At 59.7% G+C, this 21,338-nt stretch carries 20 protein-coding genes; 15 read left to right on the top strand and 5 right to left on the bottom strand.

Features of this window, described 5'->3' with window-relative positions:
- Positions 1-11: 11 nt before the first annotated feature.
- The 7 genes from trmB to truB all read left to right on the top strand — a co-directional run bounded on the left by trmB (position 12) and on the right by truB (position 8,439).
- On the top strand, positions 12-698 hold the full coding sequence (trmB, locus tag RDA78_RS04275) for a tRNA (guanine(46)-N(7))-methyltransferase TrmB (RefSeq protein WP_434054119.1): 687 nt from the start codon (positions 12-14) through the stop codon (positions 696-698).
- Positions 699-986: 288 nt separating this feature from the next.
- Entirely contained in the window at positions 987-1,580 is a 594-nt protein-coding gene (gene rimP / locus RDA78_RS04270; protein ID WP_434054118.1) for a ribosome maturation factor RimP, read from the top strand.
- Between the two features lie 69 nt (positions 1,581-1,649).
- A complete protein-coding gene (gene nusA, locus RDA78_RS04265; protein WP_434054117.1) occupies positions 1,650-3,305 on the top strand; it encodes a transcription termination factor NusA in 1,656 nt (551 codons plus the stop codon).
- A gap of 89 nt (positions 3,306-3,394) precedes the next feature.
- Positions 3,395-4,018: an RNA-binding protein gene (locus RDA78_RS04260; RefSeq protein ID WP_434054116.1), complete on the top strand. Its 624-nt coding sequence runs from the start codon at positions 3,395-3,397 to the stop codon at positions 4,016-4,018.
- A gap of 41 nt (positions 4,019-4,059) precedes the next feature.
- Positions 4,060-6,780, top strand: a complete 2,721-nt coding sequence (gene infB, locus RDA78_RS04255; protein WP_434054115.1) for a translation initiation factor IF-2 — start codon at positions 4,060-4,062, stop codon at positions 6,778-6,780.
- Positions 6,781-6,883: 103 nt separating this feature from the next.
- A complete protein-coding gene (gene rbfA / locus RDA78_RS04250) occupies positions 6,884-7,297 on the top strand; it encodes a 30S ribosome-binding factor RbfA (RefSeq protein ID WP_434054114.1) in 414 nt (137 codons plus the stop codon).
- Between the two features lie 197 nt (positions 7,298-7,494).
- On the top strand, positions 7,495-8,439 hold the full coding sequence (truB, locus tag RDA78_RS04245; protein ID WP_434054113.1) for a tRNA pseudouridine(55) synthase TruB: 945 nt from the start codon (positions 7,495-7,497) through the stop codon (positions 8,437-8,439).
- A gap of 39 nt (positions 8,440-8,478) precedes the next feature.
- Here the strand turns inward: truB and RDA78_RS04240 are convergent, their stop codons facing one another.
- Positions 8,479-9,327, bottom strand: coding sequence for a LysR family transcriptional regulator (locus tag RDA78_RS04240; RefSeq protein WP_434054112.1), 849 nt, complete (start codon positions 9,325-9,327; stop codon positions 8,479-8,481).
- A gap of 97 nt (positions 9,328-9,424) precedes the next feature.
- Here RDA78_RS04240 and RDA78_RS04235 point away from each other — a divergent pair, with 97 nt between their 5' ends.
- Positions 9,425-10,192 carry a sulfite exporter TauE/SafE family protein gene (locus tag RDA78_RS04235; protein WP_434054111.1) on the top strand — a complete coding sequence of 256 codons (768 nt, stop codon included), beginning with the start codon at positions 9,425-9,427 and terminating at the stop codon, positions 10,190-10,192.
- On the opposite strand, the gene RDA78_RS04230 is transcribed toward RDA78_RS04235, so the two are convergent.
- On the bottom strand, positions 10,179-10,856 hold the full coding sequence (locus tag RDA78_RS04230; RefSeq protein ID WP_434054110.1) for a phosphatase PAP2 family protein: 678 nt from the start codon (positions 10,854-10,856) through the stop codon (positions 10,179-10,181). The two genes, RDA78_RS04235 and RDA78_RS04230, sit on opposite strands and share 14 nt — an antisense overlap.
- Positions 10,857-11,029: 173 nt before the next feature.
- Between RDA78_RS04230 and RDA78_RS04225 the strand changes: the two genes are divergently transcribed.
- The 5 genes from RDA78_RS04225 (at position 11,030) to RDA78_RS04205 (ending at position 16,178) form a co-directional block, all read left to right on the top strand.
- Positions 11,030-11,296 carry a winged helix-turn-helix transcriptional regulator gene (locus RDA78_RS04225; protein WP_434054109.1) on the top strand — a complete coding sequence of 89 codons (267 nt, stop codon included), beginning with the start codon at positions 11,030-11,032 and terminating at the stop codon, positions 11,294-11,296.
- 242 nt (positions 11,297-11,538) lie between these two features.
- The gene (gene rpsO / locus RDA78_RS04220; RefSeq protein ID WP_434054108.1) at positions 11,539-11,808 is read left to right on the top strand and encodes a 30S ribosomal protein S15; all 270 of its coding nucleotides are present in this window, start codon (positions 11,539-11,541) and stop codon (positions 11,806-11,808) included.
- A gap of 337 nt (positions 11,809-12,145) precedes the next feature.
- A complete protein-coding gene (gene pnp / locus RDA78_RS04215; protein WP_434054107.1) occupies positions 12,146-14,272 on the top strand; it encodes a polyribonucleotide nucleotidyltransferase in 2,127 nt (708 codons plus the stop codon).
- Positions 14,273-14,455: 183 nt separating this feature from the next.
- Positions 14,456-15,268 (top strand): 4-hydroxy-tetrahydrodipicolinate reductase, encoded by an 813-nt coding sequence (gene dapB / locus RDA78_RS04210; protein ID WP_434054106.1) that lies wholly within the window; start codon positions 14,456-14,458, stop codon positions 15,266-15,268.
- Between the two features lie 289 nt (positions 15,269-15,557).
- Positions 15,558-16,178, top strand: coding sequence for a 2,3-bisphosphoglycerate-dependent phosphoglycerate mutase (locus tag RDA78_RS04205; RefSeq protein WP_434054105.1), 621 nt, complete (start codon positions 15,558-15,560; stop codon positions 16,176-16,178).
- 57 nt (positions 16,179-16,235) lie between these two features.
- Here the strand turns inward: RDA78_RS04205 and RDA78_RS04200 are convergent, their stop codons facing one another.
- From RDA78_RS04200 to RDA78_RS04190, 3 genes are read right to left on the bottom strand one after another with little or no spacing between them, the layout of a single operon-like run.
- A complete protein-coding gene (locus tag RDA78_RS04200; RefSeq protein WP_434054104.1) occupies positions 16,236-17,237 on the bottom strand; it encodes an adenosine kinase in 1,002 nt (333 codons plus the stop codon).
- 32 nt (positions 17,238-17,269) lie between these two features.
- Positions 17,270-18,160, bottom strand: coding sequence for a prephenate dehydratase (locus RDA78_RS04195; protein ID WP_434054103.1), 891 nt, complete (start codon positions 18,158-18,160; stop codon positions 17,270-17,272).
- A gap of 27 nt (positions 18,161-18,187) precedes the next feature.
- Positions 18,188-18,934 (bottom strand): 3-deoxy-manno-octulosonate cytidylyltransferase, encoded by a 747-nt coding sequence (locus tag RDA78_RS04190; RefSeq protein WP_434054102.1) that lies wholly within the window; start codon positions 18,932-18,934, stop codon positions 18,188-18,190.
- Between the two features lie 184 nt (positions 18,935-19,118).
- Between RDA78_RS04190 and RDA78_RS04185 the strand changes: the two genes are divergently transcribed.
- A complete protein-coding gene (locus tag RDA78_RS04185; RefSeq protein ID WP_434054101.1) occupies positions 19,119-19,670 on the top strand; it encodes a c-type cytochrome in 552 nt (183 codons plus the stop codon).
- A 137-nt stretch (positions 19,671-19,807) separates the two neighbouring features.
- On the top strand, positions 19,808-21,244 hold the full coding sequence (locus RDA78_RS04180; RefSeq protein WP_434054100.1) for a diguanylate cyclase domain-containing protein: 1,437 nt from the start codon (positions 19,808-19,810) through the stop codon (positions 21,242-21,244).
- Positions 21,245-21,338: the final 94 nt, after the last annotated feature.

Genomic DNA, 21,338 nt, shown 5'->3' with positions numbered 1-21,338 from the left:
AACAGCAAACAATGACCGATCGATACGAAGGTTCTTTTTTCGGCCGCCGCAAGGGCAAACCCCTGAGCCCGCGCCGGGAATCGCTGATGGAAAAGGAATTGCCGCGCCTCGCGCTCGATCTGAGTGCTCCGGCCCCGTCGGACCTGCGGGAGCTGTTTGAAGGCGATGTCGGTGACGTGTGCCTGGAAGTCGGCTTTGGCGGCGGAGAACATCTGCTTCATCGGGCCCGCACCAACCCGCATACGGGGTTTATCGGCATTGAGCCTTTCGTCGGCAGCATGGCGAAAACGGTCGCGTCGGTTGTCGAGGAAAGTCTGCACAACATTCGCCTTTATGACGACGATGCGGTCAATGTCCTCGACTGGCTTCCCGCTGCATCGCTGGACCTTGCCTACCAGCTTTATCCGGACCCATGGCCGAAGAAACGGCACTGGAAGCGGCGTTTCATAAACGGTCAGAATCTCGACCGCTATGCCAGGGTGCTGAAGCGCGGCAGTGAGTTCCGGTTCGCCAGTGACATCGATACCTATATCGACTGGACGCTGCGCCACTGCCGGGATCATGCACAATTCGAGTGGCTTGCCGAAACGGCCGCTGACTGGAAGGTACCCTGGCAGGGCTGGCCGGGCACCCGTTACGAAGCCAAGGCAATCCGGGAAGGCCGCAGGGGCAGGTATCTGACCTTCCGCCGGATCTGAACACTGTGCCGAGCTGATTTCAGAGGCCGGACGGGCTGGCCGGAACCAAGTTCTTTCGACGATTTGAGATCGGGCTCTTGCGCTGCCACCGCCTTTGGCGTTATACAGCCCGTGTTTCACCTCAAACGGCTTCATCAGAGCATTTGAGAGTGGGCCCGACGGGGACCCGCTCTTTTTTGTTTAGGTGACGGGCCGGAGGCAATCGACCCAAGCAGGATAGCCTTATGTAGACCGACAATCGGGCGCATCCGACATGAAAGACCGGAAACGGTTTAACAGGAGCCAAGTGTGAGCGCACACGAACCAAGAATTGTTACGGAACAGGGCCTCGACGCCCGTGTTGCAGCGATTATTGAGCCGGTGATCGAGGATCTCGGCTATCGTCTCGTGCGCACCAAGATAAGCGCTGCAAACGGATGCACGCTGCAGATCATGGCCGAGCGCCCCGACGGCACGATGACCGTGGAAGATTGCGAAACCATCAGCCGCACCGTCTCCCCGGCACTGGACGTCGAAGATCCGATCAACCGGGCCTACCATCTTGAAGTCTCGTCACCCGGTATCGACCGGCCCCTGGTGCGTGCCGGCGATTTTGACCGGTGGGCAGGCCATGAGCTCAAGGTCGACATGGCCGTGATGCTCGAGGGCCGCAAACGGTTCAGGGGAACGCTGCTCGGAACCGGAGGCGGAAACGCAATTCTAAGGCTTCCCGATATCCAGGCAGGCGAAAACGACACGGCGTCGTTGCCACTGGAAAACATCGGCGAAGCCAAGCTCGTTCTCACAGATGATTTGATAACCGCGGCACTTCAGGCGGAAAAAGCTGCTCTTGCAGCAAGAAGCCAGGAAGAAGGCCTGACACAGGACAACACGCCCAACTGAGCCACCGGCTCGGCGGGGAAGGACACGCGCCAAAACCAGGACCAGAACCTGGCGCAAGAGGAGTGGAATATGGCAATCAGCGCAAACAGGCTGGAACTGCTGCAAATTGCTGATGCGGTCGCCCGGGAAAAATCCATTGACCGGATGATCGTGATCAATGCGATGGAAGACGCAATTCAGAAAGCTGCCCGCTCCAGATACGGCACCGAAACCGAAGTACGTGCCGAGATCAATCCGAAGACCGGCGAAATTCGGCTGCAGCGTCTGCTGCAGGTGGCGGAGGTCGTCGAAAATGTCTCGACGGAGATTTCGCTCGACGATGCCCAGGCACGCAATCCGGAAGCAAGTCTTGGCGATTTTATCGCAGAACCTCTGCCGCCGCTCGATTTCGGCCGCATCGCTGCGCAGTCCGCAAAGCAGGTGATCGTGCAGAAGGTGCGGGAAGCCGAGCGGGACCGCCAGTTCGAAGAATACAAGGACCGCGTTGGCGAAGTGATCAACGGCGTGGTCAAGCGGGCCGAGTACGGCAACGTGATTGTCGACCTTGGGCGCGGCGAAGGCATTGTGCGCCGGGACGAGCTGATCCCGCGTGAAATCTTCCGGACCGGCGACCGTATCCGGGCGTTCATTTACGATGTGCGCCGTGAACAGCGCGGACCGCAGATCTTTCTTTCGCGCACGCATCCCCAGTTCATGGCCAAGTTGTTCGCGCAGGAAGTTCCTGAAATTTACGACGGTGTGATCGAAATCAAGTCGGTCGCAAGGGATCCCGGGTCGCGCGCGAAGATCGCCGTGATTTCAAAGGACACCTCGATAGATCCCGTCGGTGCCTGCGTTGGCATGCGCGGCAGCCGCGTTCAGGCCGTCGTGGGTGAACTCCAGGGGGAAAAGATCGACATCATCCCGTGGAACGAAGAAGCCGCAACTTTCATCGTCAACGCATTGCAGCCGGCCGAAGTGGCAAAGGTGGTTCTCGACGAGGATGCGGAACGTATTGAAGTTGTCGTTCCCGATGACCAATTGTCACTTGCAATCGGTCGCCGCGGCCAGAATGTGCGTCTTGCCTCGCAACTGACGGGCTGGGCCATCGACATCATGACCGAGCAGGAAGAATCGGATCGCCGCCAGAAGGAATTTCTGGAACGGTCTCAACTCTTCATGGAAGCGCTCAACGTGGACGAAATGGTCGGCCAGTTGCTTGCGACCGAAGGCTTTAGCTCAGTTGAGGAAGTCGCCTACGTGGAGATCGAGGAAATCTCCATGATCGAGGGCTTCGACGATGATACTGCGGTTGAAATTCAGGCCCGCGCCCGGGATTACCTGGGCGAGCTGGAGGCAAAGCTGGATGAGGAACGGCTTGAGCTTGGCGTGTCCGACGATCTTCGGGCCATCGACGGGCTGACCACTGCCATGCTTGTCGCTCTGGGCAAGGAAGACATCAAGTCGATGGAAGATCTGGCCGGATGTGCGGCCGATGACCTTGTCGGCTGGACCGAGCGCAAGGACGGTGAAACCAAGCGCTTTGATGGTGCGCTGACCGGTTTCGACCTGTCCCGCGCCGAAGCTGAGAACATGGTGATGGCAGCGCGTCTCGCAGCCGGCTGGATCACCGAAGAAGAACTCGCGGCGATGTCCGCCGAGGCCGAAGAGGTCGAGGAAGACATCGAGGCAAACGAGGAAGTGGCCGAACAGGAAGCACCTGCAGGTGCCATTCTGAACGGCTGAGGACGGCGGTAGCCTCCCGAGAACATGGGCCGGGCGAAGGTCACCGACAGCGATTTGGTGAGTTTCGGTCGGGCCGAAGGAGTGGCGGCGTGCCAAGGAAGAATGAACCAACCGAACGGCAATGCGCCGTGACCAGGGAGGTTCGGCCAGTAGGCTCGCTGATACGGTTCGTGCTTGATCCGCAAGGGCAGGTGGTTCCGGACCTGAAACGGGCGCTGCCGGGACGCGGCGTTTGGGTTACGGCGACATTGGAAAGTGTCGCCGCTGCCGAAAAGAACAGGAAGAAGGTGTTCGGCCGGGGGTTCAAGAGTGAAGCCCTTGTGGAACCGGGTCTCGTGGAACGTGTCGACGCGCTCCTTGAAAGGTCTGCACTGCAGGCGCTTTCCCTGACCCGCAAGGCCGGTGAACTAGTCACCGGCTATGCGAAAGTTGAAGCGGCCTTGCGGCGGGATACCGTTGTCGGGCTGATCCATGCCTCGGACGCTGCCGGGGACGGTGTGCGAAAACTGGCGGCGGTGGCCGCCGGCAACGAAGAACTGGCAAACGGGTGCCAAATCGTCCGTTTGTTCGATTCGACCCAATTGGATTTGGCATTGGGCCGGTCAAATGTGATACATGCTGCACTGCTTGCGGGGCATGCGAGCGAAAACTTTCTTGCACGAGTGCGTGACATGGAGCGTTTTCGCGGTTATTCCGCTGCAAGTGACGAATAGAGCAACGCATAGCAGGGCGGTTGCGCAGGACTGAAGGCAATATGAGCGATACGAAAAATCCGGGCGACAAGACAATCAGCGTTGAGCGTGGCAAGACGCTTGGCCTAAAGCGGGGCGGTGGCGATCAGGGAACTGTTCGGCAGTCCTTCTCGCACGGCCGGTCGAAGGCCGTTGTCGTGGAGAAGAAGAAGCGCCGTGTTGTCATTCCGGGGCAGGAACCGAAAGCTGAGGCTCCGGCGCCGACCACACAGCGCCTTGAGCGTCCCGCAGAAGCTCCGCGCAAACCGCAGCAACCTGATCCGCAAGCGGCGAAACAGGCGCGCCGGGCTGCCTCCGGACAACGTCAGAAGGGCAATGGCAACGTCCTGCGCACCCTGACCAAGGAAGAAGCGGCGGCAAGGGCTGCAGCGCTTCAGATGGCCAAGGAGCGGGAAGTCGAGGAGCGCAAGCAGCGCGCCGAAGACGAAAAGCGCATGGCCGCGGAAGCCGCTCAGCGCAAGGCCGATGAAGAGGCGCGTGCCAAGGTCGAAGCCGAGGAACGTGCCCTGCGCGAAGCCGAAGAGGCTCGCCAGGTCGAAGAAAATGCAAAGGTCGGAGAAAGCACGGCTGCAACCGGACAGGAAGCGGGTGCGGATGTTGCCGCTGCCGCCGATGCCGGCGGACAGCCGGCCCGCAAAGCCGCAGCGCCGAACACCGGAAGGCCGCGCAATCTGGATGACATGGGCAAGCGTACCGCTCCGTCGACGCCCCGTGCCAAGCCGGAACCGCAGCCAGCGGCCGAAGATGATCGGGCGAACAAGGGTCTGCGCGCCGTCAAACGTCCGAAACAGGCTCCGACACCGACGGCGCGTCCGCGCGCTGGTGAGGACCGCCGTCGGTCGAAACTGACGATTTCCGCCGCAACCGGCGGTGACGACGGCCAGCGTGCGCGTTCGCTCGCATCCATGCGCCGTCGCCAGGAAAAGGCAAAGCGCGGTCAGCAGCAGGTGGTTCGCGAGAAGATCTCGCGAGAGGTCACGCTGCCCGAGGCGATCACCATCCAGGAACTCGCCAACCGCATGGCAGAGCGCGCCGTCGACGTGATCAAGCTGCTGATGAAGCAGGGGCAGATGCTCAAGATCAACGACGTCATCGACGCCGACACCGCAGAATTGATCGCCGAGGAAATGGGACACACCGTGAAGCGTGTCTCCGAGGCCGATGTCGAAGAAGGCCTGTTCACCACGGAAGATGAAGCCGCAACACTGCAGCCGCGTCCGCCGGTGGTGACGATCATGGGCCATGTTGACCACGGCAAGACCTCTCTTCTGGATGCGATCCGCAAATCCAAGGTGGTCTCCGGCGAAGCCGGGGGGATCACCCAGCATATCGGCGCATATCAGATCGATCAGGACGGTCAGAAGATCACTTTCATCGATACGCCCGGCCACGCTGCGTTTTCGCAGATGCGCGCCCGCGGTGCCAAATCGACCGATATCGTGATCCTTGTTGTCGCTGCGGATGACGGCGTCATGCCTCAGACGAAAGAGGCGATCGCGCATGCCAAGGCAGCCGACGCGCCGATCATCGTTGCGATCAACAAGACCGACAAGCCTGGCGCTGATCCGAACCGGGTTCGGACGGAGCTGCTGAGTGAAGAACTGGTGACGGAATCCATGGGCGGTGATGTCATCGACGTGGAGGTCTCCGCGCTCAACGGTACCAATCTCGACAAGCTGCTGGAAATGATCCTGCTGCAGGCCGAGGTTCTCGAGCTCAAGGCCAATCCGGAACGGACTGCGGAAGGCATCGTCATTGAGGCGCAGCTCGACCGCGGACGCGGGCCGGTTGCGACCGTCCTCGTTCAGAAGGGCACGCTCAAGCCGGGTGACATTCTCGTCGCCGGGTCCGAGTGGGGCCGTGTACGCGCGATGCTCGACGAGAACGGCAAGCAGGTCAAGGAAGCCGGGCCGGCCAAACCGGTCGAGGTTCTCGGGTTCCAGGGAACCCCCGCAGCCGGTGACCTTGTCGCGGTCGTCGACAACGAGGCGCGTGCCCGCGAGATCACGGACTACCGTCAGCGTCAGATCCGCGAGAAAGCCTCCGTGGTCGCATCCGGTGCGCGCGGGTCGCTCGAGCAGATGATGAACCGTTTGCAGGAAACGGGCCGCAAGGAATTCCCGCTCGTCCTGAAGGCGGACGTGCAGGGATCGGCGGAAGCCATCGCGCACGCTCTGAACGAACTGGGCACCGACGAAGTCGGCGCACGCATCCTGTTGTCGGGCGTCGGTGGCATCACCGAGAGCGACATCACGCTTGCGGCGGCCTCCAATGCTCCGATCCTGGGCTTCAACGTGCGCGCCAACAAGCAGGCCCGTGAGGCTGCGTCCCGCGACGGCATCGAGATCCGCTACTACAACGTGATCTACGACCTCGTCGACGACATCAAGGCGGCCATGTCCGGCCTGCTTTCGCCCGAACGCCGCGAAACCTTCCTTGGAAATGCGGAGATCAAGGAGATCTTCCACATCTCGAAGGTCGGCAAGGTTGCGGGTTGTCTGGTTACCGAAGGGGTCGTGGAACGTGGTGCGAATGTGCGCCTGATCCGCGACGACGTCGTGATCCACGAAGGCGAGCTCGGAACGCTCAAGCGCTTCAAGGACGAGGTCAAAACCGTCGAATCCGGACAGGAATGCGGCATGAACTTCGTCAAGTACCAGGACATGCGTCCCGGGGACATTATCGAATGCTTCCGCGTCGAGCAGATCGCAAGGACGCTCTAACCGCCGGAACAGAACTACAGGCAGAAGCGCCGGCGGGATTCAGATGGATCGCGCCGGCGCTGCCGCTTTCAGGGTCAGTGGATGACCCTGGTCAGGAACACAGATGGCTAGACAGAATGCTCAGGACAGCCGTGGACCGTCGCAACGCCAGTTGAAGGTCGGCGAAACGGTGCGCAAGGAGCTGTCCGATATCTTTACACGCGGCGAGTTTTCGGATCCCGATCTGGATGGTGCGATCGTGACCATCCCGGAAGTCCGGATGACCCCGGACCTGAGGCTCGCGACGTGTCTCGTCATGCCTCTTGGCGGCAAGAACGCGGAGAAGGTTGAAAAAGCGCTCAACCGCAGCGCCAAGTATCTGCGCGGACAGGTGTCCCGGCGCCTGACCATGAAATACATGCCGGATCTGCGCTTTGTTCTGGACACCCGTTTCGATGACGACGACCGCATCGGCACGCTGCTTCATTCGCCCGGCGTATCGCGCGATCTGGAGAATGACGAAAGCCGCGAGGACTGATTTTGGCCGCAGCGCAACTGAAGTTCTTTGTTTGTCATCCCTGCGCAGGCAGGGATCCAGAAATCATTGACTTGAGACTTTAGATACGACGCGGCGACCGGGAGTACTGGGCCCCGGTCTCTCGCGATGCTCGAACCGGGGTGACAAGCAAGCGGCTGCAGACTCACCAGTCCGGCTGTTCAACAAACGAATTCGATATGGCACGCCAGAAACAGATCAAGCGGAAGAAAAACGCCATCAACGGCTGGCTTGTGCTCGACAAGCCCTATGGCATCACGTCCAACGAGGCGCTTGGAAAGATCAAGCGGATCTTTTCGCCTCAGAAGGTCGGCCACGCCGGCACGCTCGACCCACGCGCGTCCGGTCTTTTGCCGGTCGCGTTCGGCGAGGCCACCAAGACAGTTCCCTTCGTGATGGACGGTCGCAAGGTCTACAGGTTTGAAGTCGCCTGGGGTGCGGAGACCGATACGGACGACACCGAGGGCGAGGTGATTGCGACGTCGCAAGCAAGGCCCGATGCGGATGCCATCACAGCCGTACTGGGCGAGTTCACCGGTACGATCATGCAGGTGCCGCCAAAGTTTTCGGCGATCAGGGTGGCAGGTGAACGTGCCTATGATCTCGCTAGGGATGGCGAAGATGTCGAACTGGACGCGCGTCCGATCGACGTCCACCGGCTGGATCTGGTGGAGTGCCGGGATGCGGACCGTGCCGTTTTCGAGGCGGAATGCGGAAAAGGCACATATGTGCGCGCGTTGGCGCGCGACCTCGGACGACGCCTTGACACCCGCGGTCACGTGACCTCCCTGCGCCGTCTTCTGGTCGGCCCTTTCGGGGAAGAAGATCTGATTGACCTCGACGACATGCTGGCAGCGGCAGCGGAGCTGGAAGACGGCGAGAGCATCGAAGGGCTTGTCGAGGAATTCGTCCTGCCCGTCCGTGAAGCGATGGATGCACTGGTCGAAGTGCCTGTTTCGCTCGATGACGCAGCCAGGATCCGCAAGGGTATGGCGGTGCTGTTGCGTGGCCGCGAAGCGCCGCTGAATACGCATGTTGCCTTTGCCAGCCATGCCGGCGTCCCAGTGGCAATCGGATCGGTCGACAAGGGCCGTTTCCAGCCGACACGTGTCTTCAATCTGTAATCACGTCTGTTTCCCGATGCCACGAGTTTGGCCGTGGGCTCACCTTCTGATTTCCTCGCTCAAAAGCTGCACCAGCGTGTCGGTTTCATTGTCCGGAATTCTTGAAGACCGGTAAAATGACAGCACGCTTGGCGCGAGCGTGGGAAGCCCGTGATCCGAACCAAAGGTCTGCAGTGGCGGCGCAATGGCAGGCGCTGCCATGACCGTAAGCGCGAGACCTGCAAGGACAAACGAACGAAGCCCAGTGGGATCAACACTCTGGTGAGCGATAAAGCCTGCACGTCCCGCACGGTCGAGGGCTTCAAACGCCTGACGTCTGAGGTCCCGTCCATCGGTGAGAAAGGCGAGCGGAACTTCGGGCCATTCTTCTGGCATGAAACCGCGGGCACCCGCCCAGACGAGGGGGGTGCTTTCTGCAAACAGACGGCCAGGCGTTTTGCCCTGGTCATGCATCAGGACAATATCGGCCTCGCCCGAGTCCAGGCGCTGTAGCAGCGCGTTGCTGCGGTCGCAGGCGATGTGGATCTGTACGTCGGGTTCCTGTCGCGAAAACCGGGGCAGCACGCGCGGGAGCACCGACTGGGCCAGCGAGACCGTCGTACCCAGTTTGATCGTGCTTCGGAAACGCGTGTTTTTGACCGTGGTGACGGCTTCATCGGTCAACGAAAGAATGCGCCTGGCATAAGCCACGAAAACCCGGCCATCGGGTGTCAGGCTCATTTGCTGTCCGCGCCCGCGCTCAAACAGGGGTTTACCGATTTCAGTCTCGAGCTTGCGGATGTGAGCGCTGACCGCTGACTGAACGGTGTTTCGCCGCTCTGCCGTCTCCGTGAAGCTCAGCGTTTCCGCGGTGACCACCAGGCTCTCGAGGCTGTTGAGATCAGGCACATAAATCTCCTAGAAAGATTTTATTAAGAAAAATAAACTGTTTTTTAGATTTAAAGGCAAGCTTTAGAAGTCGGCATCCCCCACCAAGGAGCCGTACGTGACCCTTCCTTTTTCCTTCTATCTTGTTTGTGCCGCTGCGATTTTCCTGACAGGGCTGTCAAAAAGCGGATTTGGCGGCGGATTGGGCGTTGTGTCCGTACCGGCTTTGAGCCTCTTCGTTGATCCGCAATTCGCCGTCGCCGTCCTGATGCCCGTCCTTCTCGCAATCGATGTCATAGTGGTCTGGCAGTATCGCCGCGATTGGCGACGGGACGTCGTATTTGCAATGATCCCCGGAGCGATGTTCGGATTGCTTGTGGGCCTTGCCACGTTTCAATGGATGAACGCGGACGTGATCAGGTTTGTTGTGGGCCTCTTGGCACTTGCGTTTGTCGCGCAGCATGTTCTTGCGCGTAAACGCCCTGTCCGGGACCAGGCAGACGGTCGAAGCGGAGCCTTCGCATTCGCGGCCATCTCCGGTTTTGCCAGTTTTGTCGCGCATGCTGGTGGCCCTCCGGTGAAAGGTTACTTGCTGCGGCAACGGATGGACAAGTCCACCTTCGTCGGCACGAACACCATGTTTTTCTTCTCGATGAACGCGTTGAAGACGGTATCCTATACCTTTATGGGGCTGCTTTCGTTCGAAAGCCTGATGGTAAGTCTTTCGGTTTCGCCTGTTCTGCTGGTGGGTGTCCTTGCCGGAATCTACCTGCACAAGCGTGTCGATCAACGTTTCTTCACCGTTCTTGTCTATGGCTTTTTGACGTTGGCCGGGGTGAAACTGCTGTCCGACAGTGCGATCGTTGTTTTTGCTAGCTCGAGTTAAACTGTATCGTCGGCGTCGGCTCAGCGTTTCCGATCCGGAAGGCAACGGCGGAGGCGATGAGAAGTCCCGCGAGCGAATCCGAAAGCCAATGGACATCGCCGCTGATCCCGAACGTGGTGGCGAGAGTTACCCAGCCGAGCCAGATCCAGCAGGAAACAGCGATCCAGGTCTGCGTCGTTCGCCGGGCGAGGACGATCGAAACCGCGGCATTTGTGGCCACATGGCCCGACGGCCATCCTTCGACGACACTCAGGAGACCGGACTGAAAGACGCCGAAGCTGAAGACTTGCGACTTTGCCAGAACGGAAACCGGGACGAGGGCTTCCGGATGCAGTCTCGACGTCAGCGCTTTCAACACCGAAACGACAAACAGTGCCACCAGGAAGGCCGCTAGCGTTGTCTTGGCGGTCTCTCTGTGACCGCGCACGGCACAGATGAGCGGTATCATCACCGGAACGGCAAAGCCCGCCAGCATCGGGAAAGCAGACCAGGCAACTGAAAGGGTCGGGTCTTGCAGCCGCGCAAACTGGTTGACGGCGGCATCGATGCCCGTTCGCGCCAGGAGAACCGTCGTTCCCGCAGACAGAACAACGCTTAGGAGCAGCCAGGGATTGAAAAGTCCCTTGCAGAACAGCTGCGCAAGTGACGCAGGCCGTGAAGTCATCGGAAAGCCTCTTTCGGTTGACGATGGCCTGCCAGTATGTGCATTACTCCCTATGTGGCAACTAGTCACAAAAAACAGAGATAGTCATAAAAATCATACCAATAACGCCGGATCCGGAAGTGCAATGCCCCGTCACCTACTGCCTTTCGATGATTGGAGGGAAATGGAAACCGGTGATCATCTTCTGCATCGTGAATGGGGTCGACCGGTTTGGTGCGCTCCAGCGGGCCATTCCGAACATCACCAAGCAAATGCTGACCAAGCAGTTGCGCGAACTGGAAGCCGACGGGCTGGTGACGCGTACCGTTTATCCGGAAGTCCCGCCACGCGTCGATTACGCCCTGACGGAAAAGGGGCGCTCTGTTCTGCCGGTGATCGAGGCCATGAAGGCGTGGGGCAAGGCGAATGCGTCTGCGGCAGATCGAACGGTGTCAACCTGAATTGAAATGCAGATGATTCGGAGCCGGGGGACAATGGTCCGGCGGGGCACATCTGAAAGATTCCTCTGGCTTTTCCTGCTGTTTTCTGCCATATACCGCCGCCATTGGGCACTGAGGCTCAATTCGTCCGGAAGGATCCTTTGCTGAACGACATCTCGGCTCTGGAAACATCCGGATCAGGCCGGTCTCCGGCACATCAACGCGTCCGGTCAACGGGCCCCCCTCTTTGAAAGGAAAGAGCGATGTCGATTACTGCAGAGCGTAAAGCTGAGCTCATCAAGGAATTTGCGACCAATGAAGGCGACACCGGCTCTCCGGAAGTCCAGGTGGCGATCCTCACCGAGCGCATCAACAACCTGACCGAACACTTCAAGGGCCACGGCAAGGACAATCACTCCCGCCGCGGTCTTCTGAAAATGGTTGCGCAGCGCCGGTCCCTGCTGGACTACACGCGCGGCAAGAGCGAAGAGCGCTACAAGACGCTGATCGAGCGTCTGGGCATCCGCCGCTAAGGTCTTGAACGAACGAAACGCGGTGGGCTGGTTCCCGCCGCGTTTTGCTTAAAGGCGTCTTCGGCCGTTTTCCTCAAATGGACGGTTTGACGGCCCGGAAACGCGCATCGATAGAGTGCGTTCCCATTTGGTGGCAAACACTCTATAGAAACCTCGTGACATGTCATGGGGCAGGATTGCCGGCTTCTTTCTGTTCCGAATTACGGAAAGCGGCCCGTTGTCTTGCCCGTGACCTGTCCGCCGGTAACCGGCCCATCCGGGGCCGACCGGGAATGTGCCTGTCCGATGGCGTTGCAAGGAGTGCAGCGGCGGGCGGGCGACTACGTAAGGACAGATGATGTTTGATATTCATCGTGTGGAAGTCGAGTGGGGCGGACGGCCGCTCGTACTCGAAACGGGCAAGGTTGCCCGCCAAGCCGACGGCGCTGTCATGGCGTCCTATGGCGAAACCAAGGTTCTGGCGACCGTTGTTTCCGCAAAGGAGCCGAGACCCGGACAGGATTTTTTCCCGCTCACCGTGAACTACCAGGAAAAGGCCTTTGCCGCCGGTAAGATCCCGGGCGGTTATTTCAAGCGCGAAGGCCGCCCGTCGGAGCACGAGACGCTCACCTCCCGTCTGATCGACCGGCCGATCCGCCCGCTGTTTGCCGATGGCTACAAGAACGACACCCAGGTCGTGATCACCGTGCTTTCCCATGACATGGAAAACGCACCGGACATTCTGGCGATGGTTGCAGCGTCTGCTGCGCTGACCCTGTCCGGCGTTCCCTTCATGGGCCCGATCGGCGGCGCACGCGTTGGCTATATCAACGGCGAATTCGTGCTGAACCCGGCTGTCGACGACATGCCGGAAAGCGCGCTCGACCTTGTGGTCGCCGGCACGAATGACGCGGTTCTGATGGTGGAGTCGGAAGCCAAGGAACTGGACGAAGCCACCATGCTTGGCGCGGTGATGTTCGGTCACAAGGGCATCCAGACCGTGATCGACGCGATCATCAAGCTGGCCGAGACCGCTGCGAAGGAACCGCGCGAACTGTCCATTCCGGACCATTCCGCGCTCTTCGGTCAGGTCAAGTCCCTGGCAGGCGAAGAACTGACCGCAGCCTACAAGATCACCTCCAAGACCGACCGCAAGAACGCGGTCGATGCCGCCAAGGCAAAGGTTGTCGAGGCACTGATCACCAACGCGGCAGAAGGCGAAGCGCCTGAAGCCAACGTTCTTGGCGAGCAATTCAAGAAACTGGAAGCCGAGATCGTTCGCAGCGCCATCCTCGACACCGGTACCCGTATCGACGGACGTGATCTTTCCACCGTCCGCGCGATCTCTTCGGAAGTCGGCATTCTGCCGCGTGCGCACGGCTCGTCCCTGTTCACGCGCGGCGAGACCCAGGGTCTCGTGGTTGCTACGCTCGGAACCGGCGAAGACGAGCAGTTCATCGATCTGCTGGAAGGCACCGTGAAGTCCCACTTCATGCTGCACTACAACTTCCCGCCGTACTCCGTCGGTGAAACCGGCCGCATGGGCTCCCCCGGACGGCGTGAGATCGGCCACGGCAAGCTGGCCTGGCGTGCGATCAATCCGATGCTGCCGCAGCACCATGATTTCCCGTACACGCTCCGTGTCGTTTCCGAAATCACCGAATCCAACGGATCGTCCTCCATGGCGACTGTCTGCGGCACCTCTCTGGCGCTGATGGATGCCGGCGTCCCGCTGAAGGCTCCGGTCGCGGGCATCGCGATGGGTCTGATCAAGGAAGGCGAGCGCTTCGCGGTTCTTTCCGACATCCTTGGCGACGAAGACCATCTCGGCGACATGGACTTCAAGGTGGCCGGTACCGAAGGCGGTATCACTTCGCTGCAGATGGACATCAAGATCGACGGCATCACCGAAGAGATCATGAAGGTCGCCCTGGAGCAGGCCAAAGGCGGCCGGATCCACATTCTGGGCGAAATGGCCAATGCCATCACCGAAGCCCGTTCCGAACTCGGGGAACACGCACCGCGCATCGAAATGATGAAAATCCCGGTCGACAAGATCCGTGAAGTCATCGGTTCGGGCGGCAAGGTCATCCGCGAAATCGTGGAAAAGACCGGTGCCAAGGTCAACATCGAGGACGACGGCACGGTCAAGATCGCCTCTTCCGATGGCAAGGCGATCAAGGCGGCCGTCAACTGGATCAACTCCATCGCGGCTGAGCCGGAAGTCGGCGTTATCTACGAAGGCACGGTCGTCAAGTGCGTCGACTTCGGTGCATTCGTCAACTTCTTCGGCGCGAAGGACGGCCTGGTGCATATCTCGCAGCTGGCTCCGCGCAAGGTCGGCAAGGTGACTGACGTCGTCAAGGAAGGCGACAAGGTCTGGGTCAAGCTTATGGGCTTCGACGAGCGCGGCAAGGTTCGCCTGTCCATGAAAGTGGTGGACCAGGAGACCGGCAAGGAAATCGAGAAAGAAAACGCCGAGTAAATCCGGCCTGATCTCGAAACCGGAAACGCGCGAAGGACCCGGTCTTTCGCGCGTTTTGTTTTGGCAGGACCGGAACGTGACCCGGCAATCGCCGCGCTTGCGGCAGCACATTCCGGCAGGCCGATTTGCCTCTGGTGCTGAAGCTGCTATACCCGCGGTCGAATATCGCAAGAGAGGATCAACATGGGGCAAATGCGCTTGGTTGTCGTTGGTGCCGGCGGCCGTATGGGCCGTGCGCTGACCAAGGCTGTTACAGAAGTTGACGGCGCCATTGTCGTCGCTGCGATCGAACGCGAAGGCTCGGAGTTTCTGGGCCAGGATGCTGGCGAACTGGCCGGTGTCGGTCCGCTCGGTGTCGCCGTGAGCGATGATCCCCTGACGGCATTTGCGAATTCCGACGGCGTTCTCGATTTCACCGCTCCGGCAGCCAGTCTCTGGTTTGCAGAGCTCGCTGCGCAGGCGCGGATCGTTCACGTGATCGGAACGACCGGATGGGCCGAAGGTGAAGACGAGCCGCTCAAGGCGGCCGCACGCCATGCAAGGATCGTGAAGTCCGGCAACATGAGCCTCGGCGTCAATCTGCTGGCGAGCCTCGTGCGTGTTGCCGCTGCCGCCCTGGACACGGACTTCGATATCGAAGTTGTTGAAATGCATCACAAACACAAGGTTGATGCGCCGTCCGGAACAGCGCTCCTGCTTGGGCAGGCAGCCGCGGAGGGCCGCGGGATAGATCTCAATTCTCACGCAGTTCGCTCGCGTGACGGCATCATGGATCCGAGGAGAACCGGCGACATCGGCTTTGCCACGCTCCGTGGCGGCTCCGTTATCGGTGAGCACTCAGTGGTATTTGCAGGCGAGGGTGAGCGCATTGAGCTGACCCACCGTTCGGAAGATCGCCAGCTATTCGCGCGCGGCGCTGTCAAGGCTGCGCTCTGGGGATACGACCAGAAACCGGGTTTTTACTCTATGGCCGACGTGCTCGGCCTCAACGCATAACGATCGCCCAGAGCCCTTTTGAATGATACGGGATCATTTGATGGAATCAATTCAGCTCATATCCAAGGCGCGGAGCGCAGCGCGATGCGGAGTATCGAGTAAGCTCCGCAACGCTGTAGATGGGTTGAATTGGACCACCGAAGGCCCGGTTTTCGGGCTCGCCGGACGTCGTTGCGCTCTGCTTCCGGTCAACCAGACCGCCACACAGAGCGCGCCTGGCCGACAAACCCGAAAACCGGGTCAAATGGCCCCGAATCATTCAAAAGGGCTCTAGTTTAAGGAGAACGGCATGGAACGCCTTCTTGTGCTTGTCCGTCACGGACAGAGCGAGTGGAATTTGAAGAACCTGTTCACGGGCTGGAAGGATCCGGGCTTGACCGAACAGGGCGTCGCGGAAGCACACCGGGCCGGTCAGCAGCTGCGAGACCTCAAGCTCGAATTCGACATCGCGTTCACATCCGATCTGTCGCGCGCGCAGAAGACCCTCGGCATCATCCTGGACGAACTCGGGCAGTCCGGCCTGGAAACGCTTCAGGACCAGGCGCTGAACGAGCGCGATTACGGCGATCTGACCGGCATGAACAAGGACCAGGCCCGCGAGGAATTCGGTGAGGAGCAGGTCCATATCTGGCGCCGGTCCTACGACGTGCCTCCTCCGGGTGGCGAAAGTCTGAAGATGACGGCGGAAAGGGTTCTGCCCTACTACAAGCAGGAAATCCTGCCCCGGGTGCTGGCAGGCACGCGCACGCTTGTTTCCGCCCATGGCAATTCGCTCAGATCGCTGATCATGGAGCTGGAAGACCTGACCCCAGAGGAAATCCTGAAACGGGAACTGGGGACGGGCACACCGATCGTCTACCGTCTCGATGAAAATGGCGGAGTCGTCAGCGTTCAGGATCTCGCCGACTAGGCGGACGAATGTTTCAAGGAAAAAGGCGGTCGTTTTGACCGCCTTTTTTGTGTTTGGTCAGATTTCAAAGCCGCTTTGCGCGGCGATATTCTTGAGTGGTCGTTCCGGTCTTGCACCAACATGGCTGATCACGTTCGCAGCGCACAGGCACCCGAGTTCCGCCGCATCGCCAAGCTTGTAATCGCGCGCCAGGCCGAACAGGAAACCGGAGGCGAAGAGATCGCCGGCACCCGTCAGGTCCACGACATTGCTGACGGCCTGTGCAGAAACTTTTACCGTTTCGTTGCTGTCGAAGGCCATTGCTCCGTTCTCGCCGAGCGTCAGCGCGGTCAGGGCTCCGGAGTCCCTGGCCGCGGAAATGGCGGTGTCGAGATCAGCCGTCTCGTAAAGCGCCTTCAGTTCATGTTCGTTTGCGAACATCAGGTCCACGACGTTGTCCTTCAAAAGCCCCTGAAACTCGCTCCGGTACCGGTCGACACAGAAAGAGTCAGACAAGGTGATCGCCACCTTCCGTCCGTTGGCATGGGCGACTTCAGCCGCCTTCAGGAAGGCTTTTTTCGCTTCTTCCGGATCCCAGAGATACCCCTCCATGTAGGTGACCGCAGAGGCCGCCACGACGTCCTCGTCAACGTCGCCCGTACCAAACTCGACGCAGGCGCCGAGATAGGTGTTCATCGTCCTCTCGCCGTCGGGCGTGATCAGGATCATGGAGCGCGCCGTCGGGTTGCCGTCCACGAGGCGCGGGGTGTTGAAATAGACGCCCGTGCCATTCATGTCGTGGTAGTAGCTGTCGCCGAGTTCGTCTTCGGCCACTTTGCCGAAATAGGCAGGATTGCCGCCGAGTGAGGCGATGCCTGCCGCCGTGTTGCCTGCGCTGCCGCCCGAAATGCGAACGGTCTGCCCCATCTTGTCGAAAAGCCGGACGGCCTCGTCCGTATCAATCAGCCGCATGGAACCTTTGACAAGGTTCTCACGGACCAGGAAATCTTCCTCGACATGCGCAAAGACGTCGCAAATCGCGTTGCCGATGCAAAGCGCATCAAATCTTGTTTCGGTCATGAATTCCTCTGAATATGAAAGCTGCTGGAGTGTCAGGAATGCGGATTCGGGCGCAACGCGCGGTTGGCTTCCGGTTCCTTGATCTTGTCGCGGAACGGGCTCGCCCTGTAAACGCCCAGGATGTTCAGTTCCGCGCAGAAGAAAGCAAGCTCTTCCAGCGCGAGTCCAACGGCAGGGTCGTCCGGGTGGCCTTCGACGTCGGCATAGAACATAGAGGCAAAGAACTGGCCTTCCAGCTGATAGGATTCCAGCTTGGTCATGTTGACGCCGTTGGTGGCAAATCCGCCGAGCGCCTTGTAGAGAGCTGCCGGTACGTTCCGGACGCGGAAGATGAAAGTCGAGATCACGGGTTGGCCGTTATGGGCCGCCTCCATCTTCTCCCGGGACAGGATCACGAAACGGGTTGTGTTGTGCGCGGCGTCTTCCACGTCTCTGCGCAGGATGTCGAGACCATAGATTTCCGCCGCCATCTCCGGGGCGAATGCGGCGACGGTCGGGTCATTGAGATCGGCGACCTGGCGAGCCGATCCGGCGGTATCTCCGCCAACCACTGCCGTCAGGCCGAGTTCGCGGATGATGTTGCGGCATTGCCCAAGCGCGTGGATATGGCTTTGCACTTTCTTGAGATTATCGATGGACGCGCCTTTGGGCGCCATGAGCTGAAACCGGATCGGCATGAAATACTCGCCGATGATATGCAGGTCCGATTTGGGCAGCAGATGGTGAATGTCGGCCACGCGTCCGGCCACGGAATTTTCGATCGGGATCATGGCAAGATCCGCCGATCCGTCCGCCATCGCAGAAAAACAGTCCTCGAATGTCGCGCAGGGAATGGCCTCGTAGTCCGGGTAGACACTTCTGCAGGCCATATGGGAATTCGCCCCATTTTCACCCTGGAATACAATTCTCTTTCTATCGGTCATGGATCTTTCGCGTTCTGGCGGTTGGGGTCACTGGGTCCGGAGCGCGGCGCGCGCTCTTTCAAGGTCTTCAGGTGTGTTCACGTCCATCGGGGCGCTGTCAATGATCGAAACGTCGATTCGCATGCCTGCTTCGAGCGCGCGCAGCTGTTCCAGCTTCTCGCGCTGCTCCAGCGGCGACGGCGGCATCCCGACAAAACGTTCAAGCGCTTCCCTGCGATAGGCATAGATGCCGATATGCTGGTAAATCGGCCCGTCACCGGTCGGTGCGGTCGCTCGCGTGAAGTAGAGCGCCCGGTGATGCCCATGGCCATTCGGCGTCGTGACAGCCTTCACGAAGCTCGGATCATCGCGAAACTCCGGACGGGTGATCTCCGTCATGATCGTGCCGATCGAGACATCCGGGATCTCAAGCGGTGAGAAGGCAGCACGGATGGCGTCAGGCTCAATCTGGGGCACATCACCCTGGACATTCAGGACGACGTCGCAGCGGCCGTCCGGGTCGAGACTTCTGGCGGCTTCATGGATGCGGTCGGACCCGGAAACATGGTCCTTGCTCGTCAGAACCGCCTGACCGCCGTGATCTTTGACCGCTTCGGCAATGGAGACATCGTCACAGGCAACGGCAACGGGCCCGATATCGGCTTGTTGCGCCTGTTCCATGACCCGGACGATCATCGGCTTTCCACATATGTCCGCAAGCACCTTGTTCGGCAGGCGCGTTGCTGCAAGGCGGGCGGGAATTATGACCAGTGCTGCTGTCAATCGGGTCTCCATTTGGATGGTCTGCGCATTTTTCTTGAAAAAAATGCCTGCCGCGTCCGTTTGTCATATCAATTGCCCTTTTAAAGCTATGGACAGCAAGGTCAAAAAATTTGTAGGTTCCGGCGAAATTACATAAAGCTGATAAGGGTCCCGTTTTTCGGGAGCCTGGGCGCATATGAGCTTGGAGCCGGAGAGAATGGATTCCTTCACACTGAACAAGGCCGCCGGTGCGGTTCTGATGGTTCTGATTCTGACCATGGGTGTTGGAATTGTTTCCGACGTCATTTTCCATCCGACGATCCCCGGCAAGCCGGGTTACGAAATCGTGGTGGAATCTGCCGAGGACGCAACGTCGACCGTACAGGCAGAGCCGGATGTCGTGCCGATCTCCGAGCGCTTGCTCGCAGCCTCCGCCTCCGATGGTGCCAACGTTGCGAAGAAATGCGCGGCCTGCCACTCCTTCGACGAAGGCGGTGCAAACAAGTCCGGCCCGGCGCTCTGGGACGTCGTCGGCCGCAAGCCAGGCGGCCATGACGGCTTCCGCTATTCGTCGGCGATGGCGTCTTACGGCGAAGAAAATCCGGAGTGGACCTATGAGTCGCTCGACAACTTCCTGGCCGCTCCGAAAAACTATATCAGCGGAACGTCCATGGGCTTTGCCGGCCTGCGCCGTCCCGAGGAGCGCGCGAACATGATCGCCTACATGCGCGAACAGTCCGGAGCGCCGAAACCGCTTCCGGCCGAGTGATCGCATTGGTCTGAGAGAGCAAATCATTGGTAAAAGAGCCGGGTTGTCCAGCCCGGCTTTTTTGTTGCTATATGAAAAATTAACGAAGGTTGGGTTCCGTTGTAGGAAGACGTGGGTTGACGTCTGACAGGATCCGCATGGGAAGACGACCGAATCTAAAACTGTTTTTCAAGCCAAGTGGGACCTGGGCGGCTTCCATTGCGGCCATCTTTTGCTTTCTGATCGGTATCGTCCTGACGGGTTACGTCGGATTTCTGGTGCGCAGCGAGCTTGTCTATCATCACAAGAGCGACGTTCTGGCGGAAGTGAGCGAAGTCCGTATGCGGCTCGAGCTCGAGATCGGCCGCACGATCGCGCACGGGCTCGGTTTTCGTGACTATCTTGCGGAGTTCGACGACCGCGTGTTCGAGCCGGACGTTTTCCGCAACATCGCGACGGAGCTGCTCAACGCCAACGCCAGCATCCGCTCCATAGGAATTGCGCCAGACAACATCCTGCGGGCCGTGTATCCGCTTGAACCGAACGAAGGCGCCATCGGATTGGACTACCGCTCCAACGCGGCCCAGTGGCCTGCGGTCGAGCAGGCAATGCTGTCGCGGGAAATCGTTGTCTCGGGTCCGGTAGATCTTGTTCAGGGCGGGCGCGCCCTTCTGATCCGCATTCCCGTATTTCCGGCGCGAAACACCAGTCAGCCGCTTTCCGAGCGCAGCTATTGGGGCGTTGCCACACTGGTCCTTGACGAAACGAACCTGCTGGCGTCTTCCGGTGTCCTGCCTGCGCCCGAGGGCATGCAGATCTCGGTAGTGTCGAAAGCGGACGAAGAGGCTGGGCGGAAGCTGCTCTTCGGAGACGCGATCCCTGGCGACGTGGAACCGGTCGGGGTCACGATGCTTTTGCCCGGCGGCATCGAATGGGAACTGTTGGGTTACCCGGAAGAGGGGTGGCGGAGCGCCGGCAAGGAAGTGTGGATCACGCAGTTTGTCGGCAGTGTTCTCGCTCTGGTCTTCAGCGTCATGACGTTCCTGCTCATAAGTGAAATCTACCGGGCGAGGTCGATTGCGCTGCACGATCCTTTGACCGGTCTTGCCAACAGACGGCTTCTGGAAGAACGCATGAACCAGTTGGCGGCCATGTGCGAACGGTCCGGCGTTGGTTTCGAAATCTTCTACCTGGATATTGATGCCTTCAAACCGGTCAACGACAATTACGGACACTCGGTCGGCGACCAGCTTCTCATCGAGATCGGGCAGCGGCTCCAGAGCCAGACACGCGATTACGATACGGTCGCGCGAGTCGGGGGTGACGAGTTCATTGTGCTGACGCCGGGAAACATGCGGCAGGCCGAAAAGGAAACCTTTGTCACCCGTTTGATGGAACGCGTAAATGCCGCGTTCGAGTTCTCCGGCACGCAAATCGGCATCAGGTCGAGCATCGGCAGCGCCAGCTACCCGATGGACGCTGCAACCATGAGCGACCTCCTGCGTGTCGCGGACGCGCGCATGTATGCGCAAAAGGCCAGATCGAAGCCTCAAGCGTCAAATCTGCCGGAGGGCGGCGTTCCTCAAGCCGGTTAAATTTCTGTCATAATGGCATCCAGCAGGTGACGTTTGGTCGGCTGATCCCTACACTGTTTCACAAGTAACCCTATAAATCTGGGTCTGAGGAACA

The organism is Roseibium sp. (genome assembly GCF_051016195.1).
Classification (GTDB): domain Bacteria; phylum Pseudomonadota; class Alphaproteobacteria; order Rhizobiales; family Stappiaceae; genus Roseibium.
This window is presented reverse-complemented; position numbering and strand designations above follow the sequence as displayed.

Bases quoted from the DNA above. Each gene is read 5' to 3' on its own strand.
- rpsO (WP_434054108.1), top strand. From the start codon at position 11,539: ATGTCGATTACTGCAGAGCGTAAAGCTGAGCTCATCAAGGAATTTGCG.
- RDA78_RS04205 (WP_434054105.1), top strand. From the start codon at position 15,558: ATGGAACGCCTTCTTGTGCTTGTCCGTCACGGACAGAGCGAGTGGAAT.
- RDA78_RS04200 (WP_434054104.1), bottom strand. From the start codon at position 17,237: ATGACCGAAACAAGATTTGATGCGCTTTGCATCGGCAACGCGATTTGC.
- pnp (WP_434054107.1), top strand. From the start codon at position 12,146: ATGTTTGATATTCATCGTGTGGAAGTCGAGTGGGGCGGACGGCCGCTC.
- dapB (WP_434054106.1), top strand. From the start codon at position 14,456: ATGGGGCAAATGCGCTTGGTTGTCGTTGGTGCCGGCGGCCGTATGGGC.
- rbfA (WP_434054114.1), top strand. From the start codon at position 6,884: ATGGCTAGACAGAATGCTCAGGACAGCCGTGGACCGTCGCAACGCCAG.
- RDA78_RS04230 (WP_434054110.1), bottom strand. From the start codon at position 10,856: ATGACTTCACGGCCTGCGTCACTTGCGCAGCTGTTCTGCAAGGGACTT.
- RDA78_RS04195 (WP_434054103.1), bottom strand. From the start codon at position 18,160: ATGACCGATAGAAAGAGAATTGTATTCCAGGGTGAAAATGGGGCGAAT.
- RDA78_RS04190 (WP_434054102.1), bottom strand. From the start codon at position 18,934: ATGGAGACCCGATTGACAGCAGCACTGGTCATAATTCCCGCCCGCCTT.
- trmB (WP_434054119.1), top strand. From the start codon at position 12: ATGACCGATCGATACGAAGGTTCTTTTTTCGGCCGCCGCAAGGGCAAA.
- truB (WP_434054113.1), top strand. From the start codon at position 7,495: ATGGCACGCCAGAAACAGATCAAGCGGAAGAAAAACGCCATCAACGGC.
- RDA78_RS04185 (WP_434054101.1), top strand. From the start codon at position 19,119: ATGGATTCCTTCACACTGAACAAGGCCGCCGGTGCGGTTCTGATGGTT.
- infB (WP_434054115.1), top strand. From the start codon at position 4,060: ATGAGCGATACGAAAAATCCGGGCGACAAGACAATCAGCGTTGAGCGT.
- RDA78_RS04180 (WP_434054100.1), top strand. From the start codon at position 19,808: ATGGGAAGACGACCGAATCTAAAACTGTTTTTCAAGCCAAGTGGGACC.
- nusA (WP_434054117.1), top strand. From the start codon at position 1,650: ATGGCAATCAGCGCAAACAGGCTGGAACTGCTGCAAATTGCTGATGCG.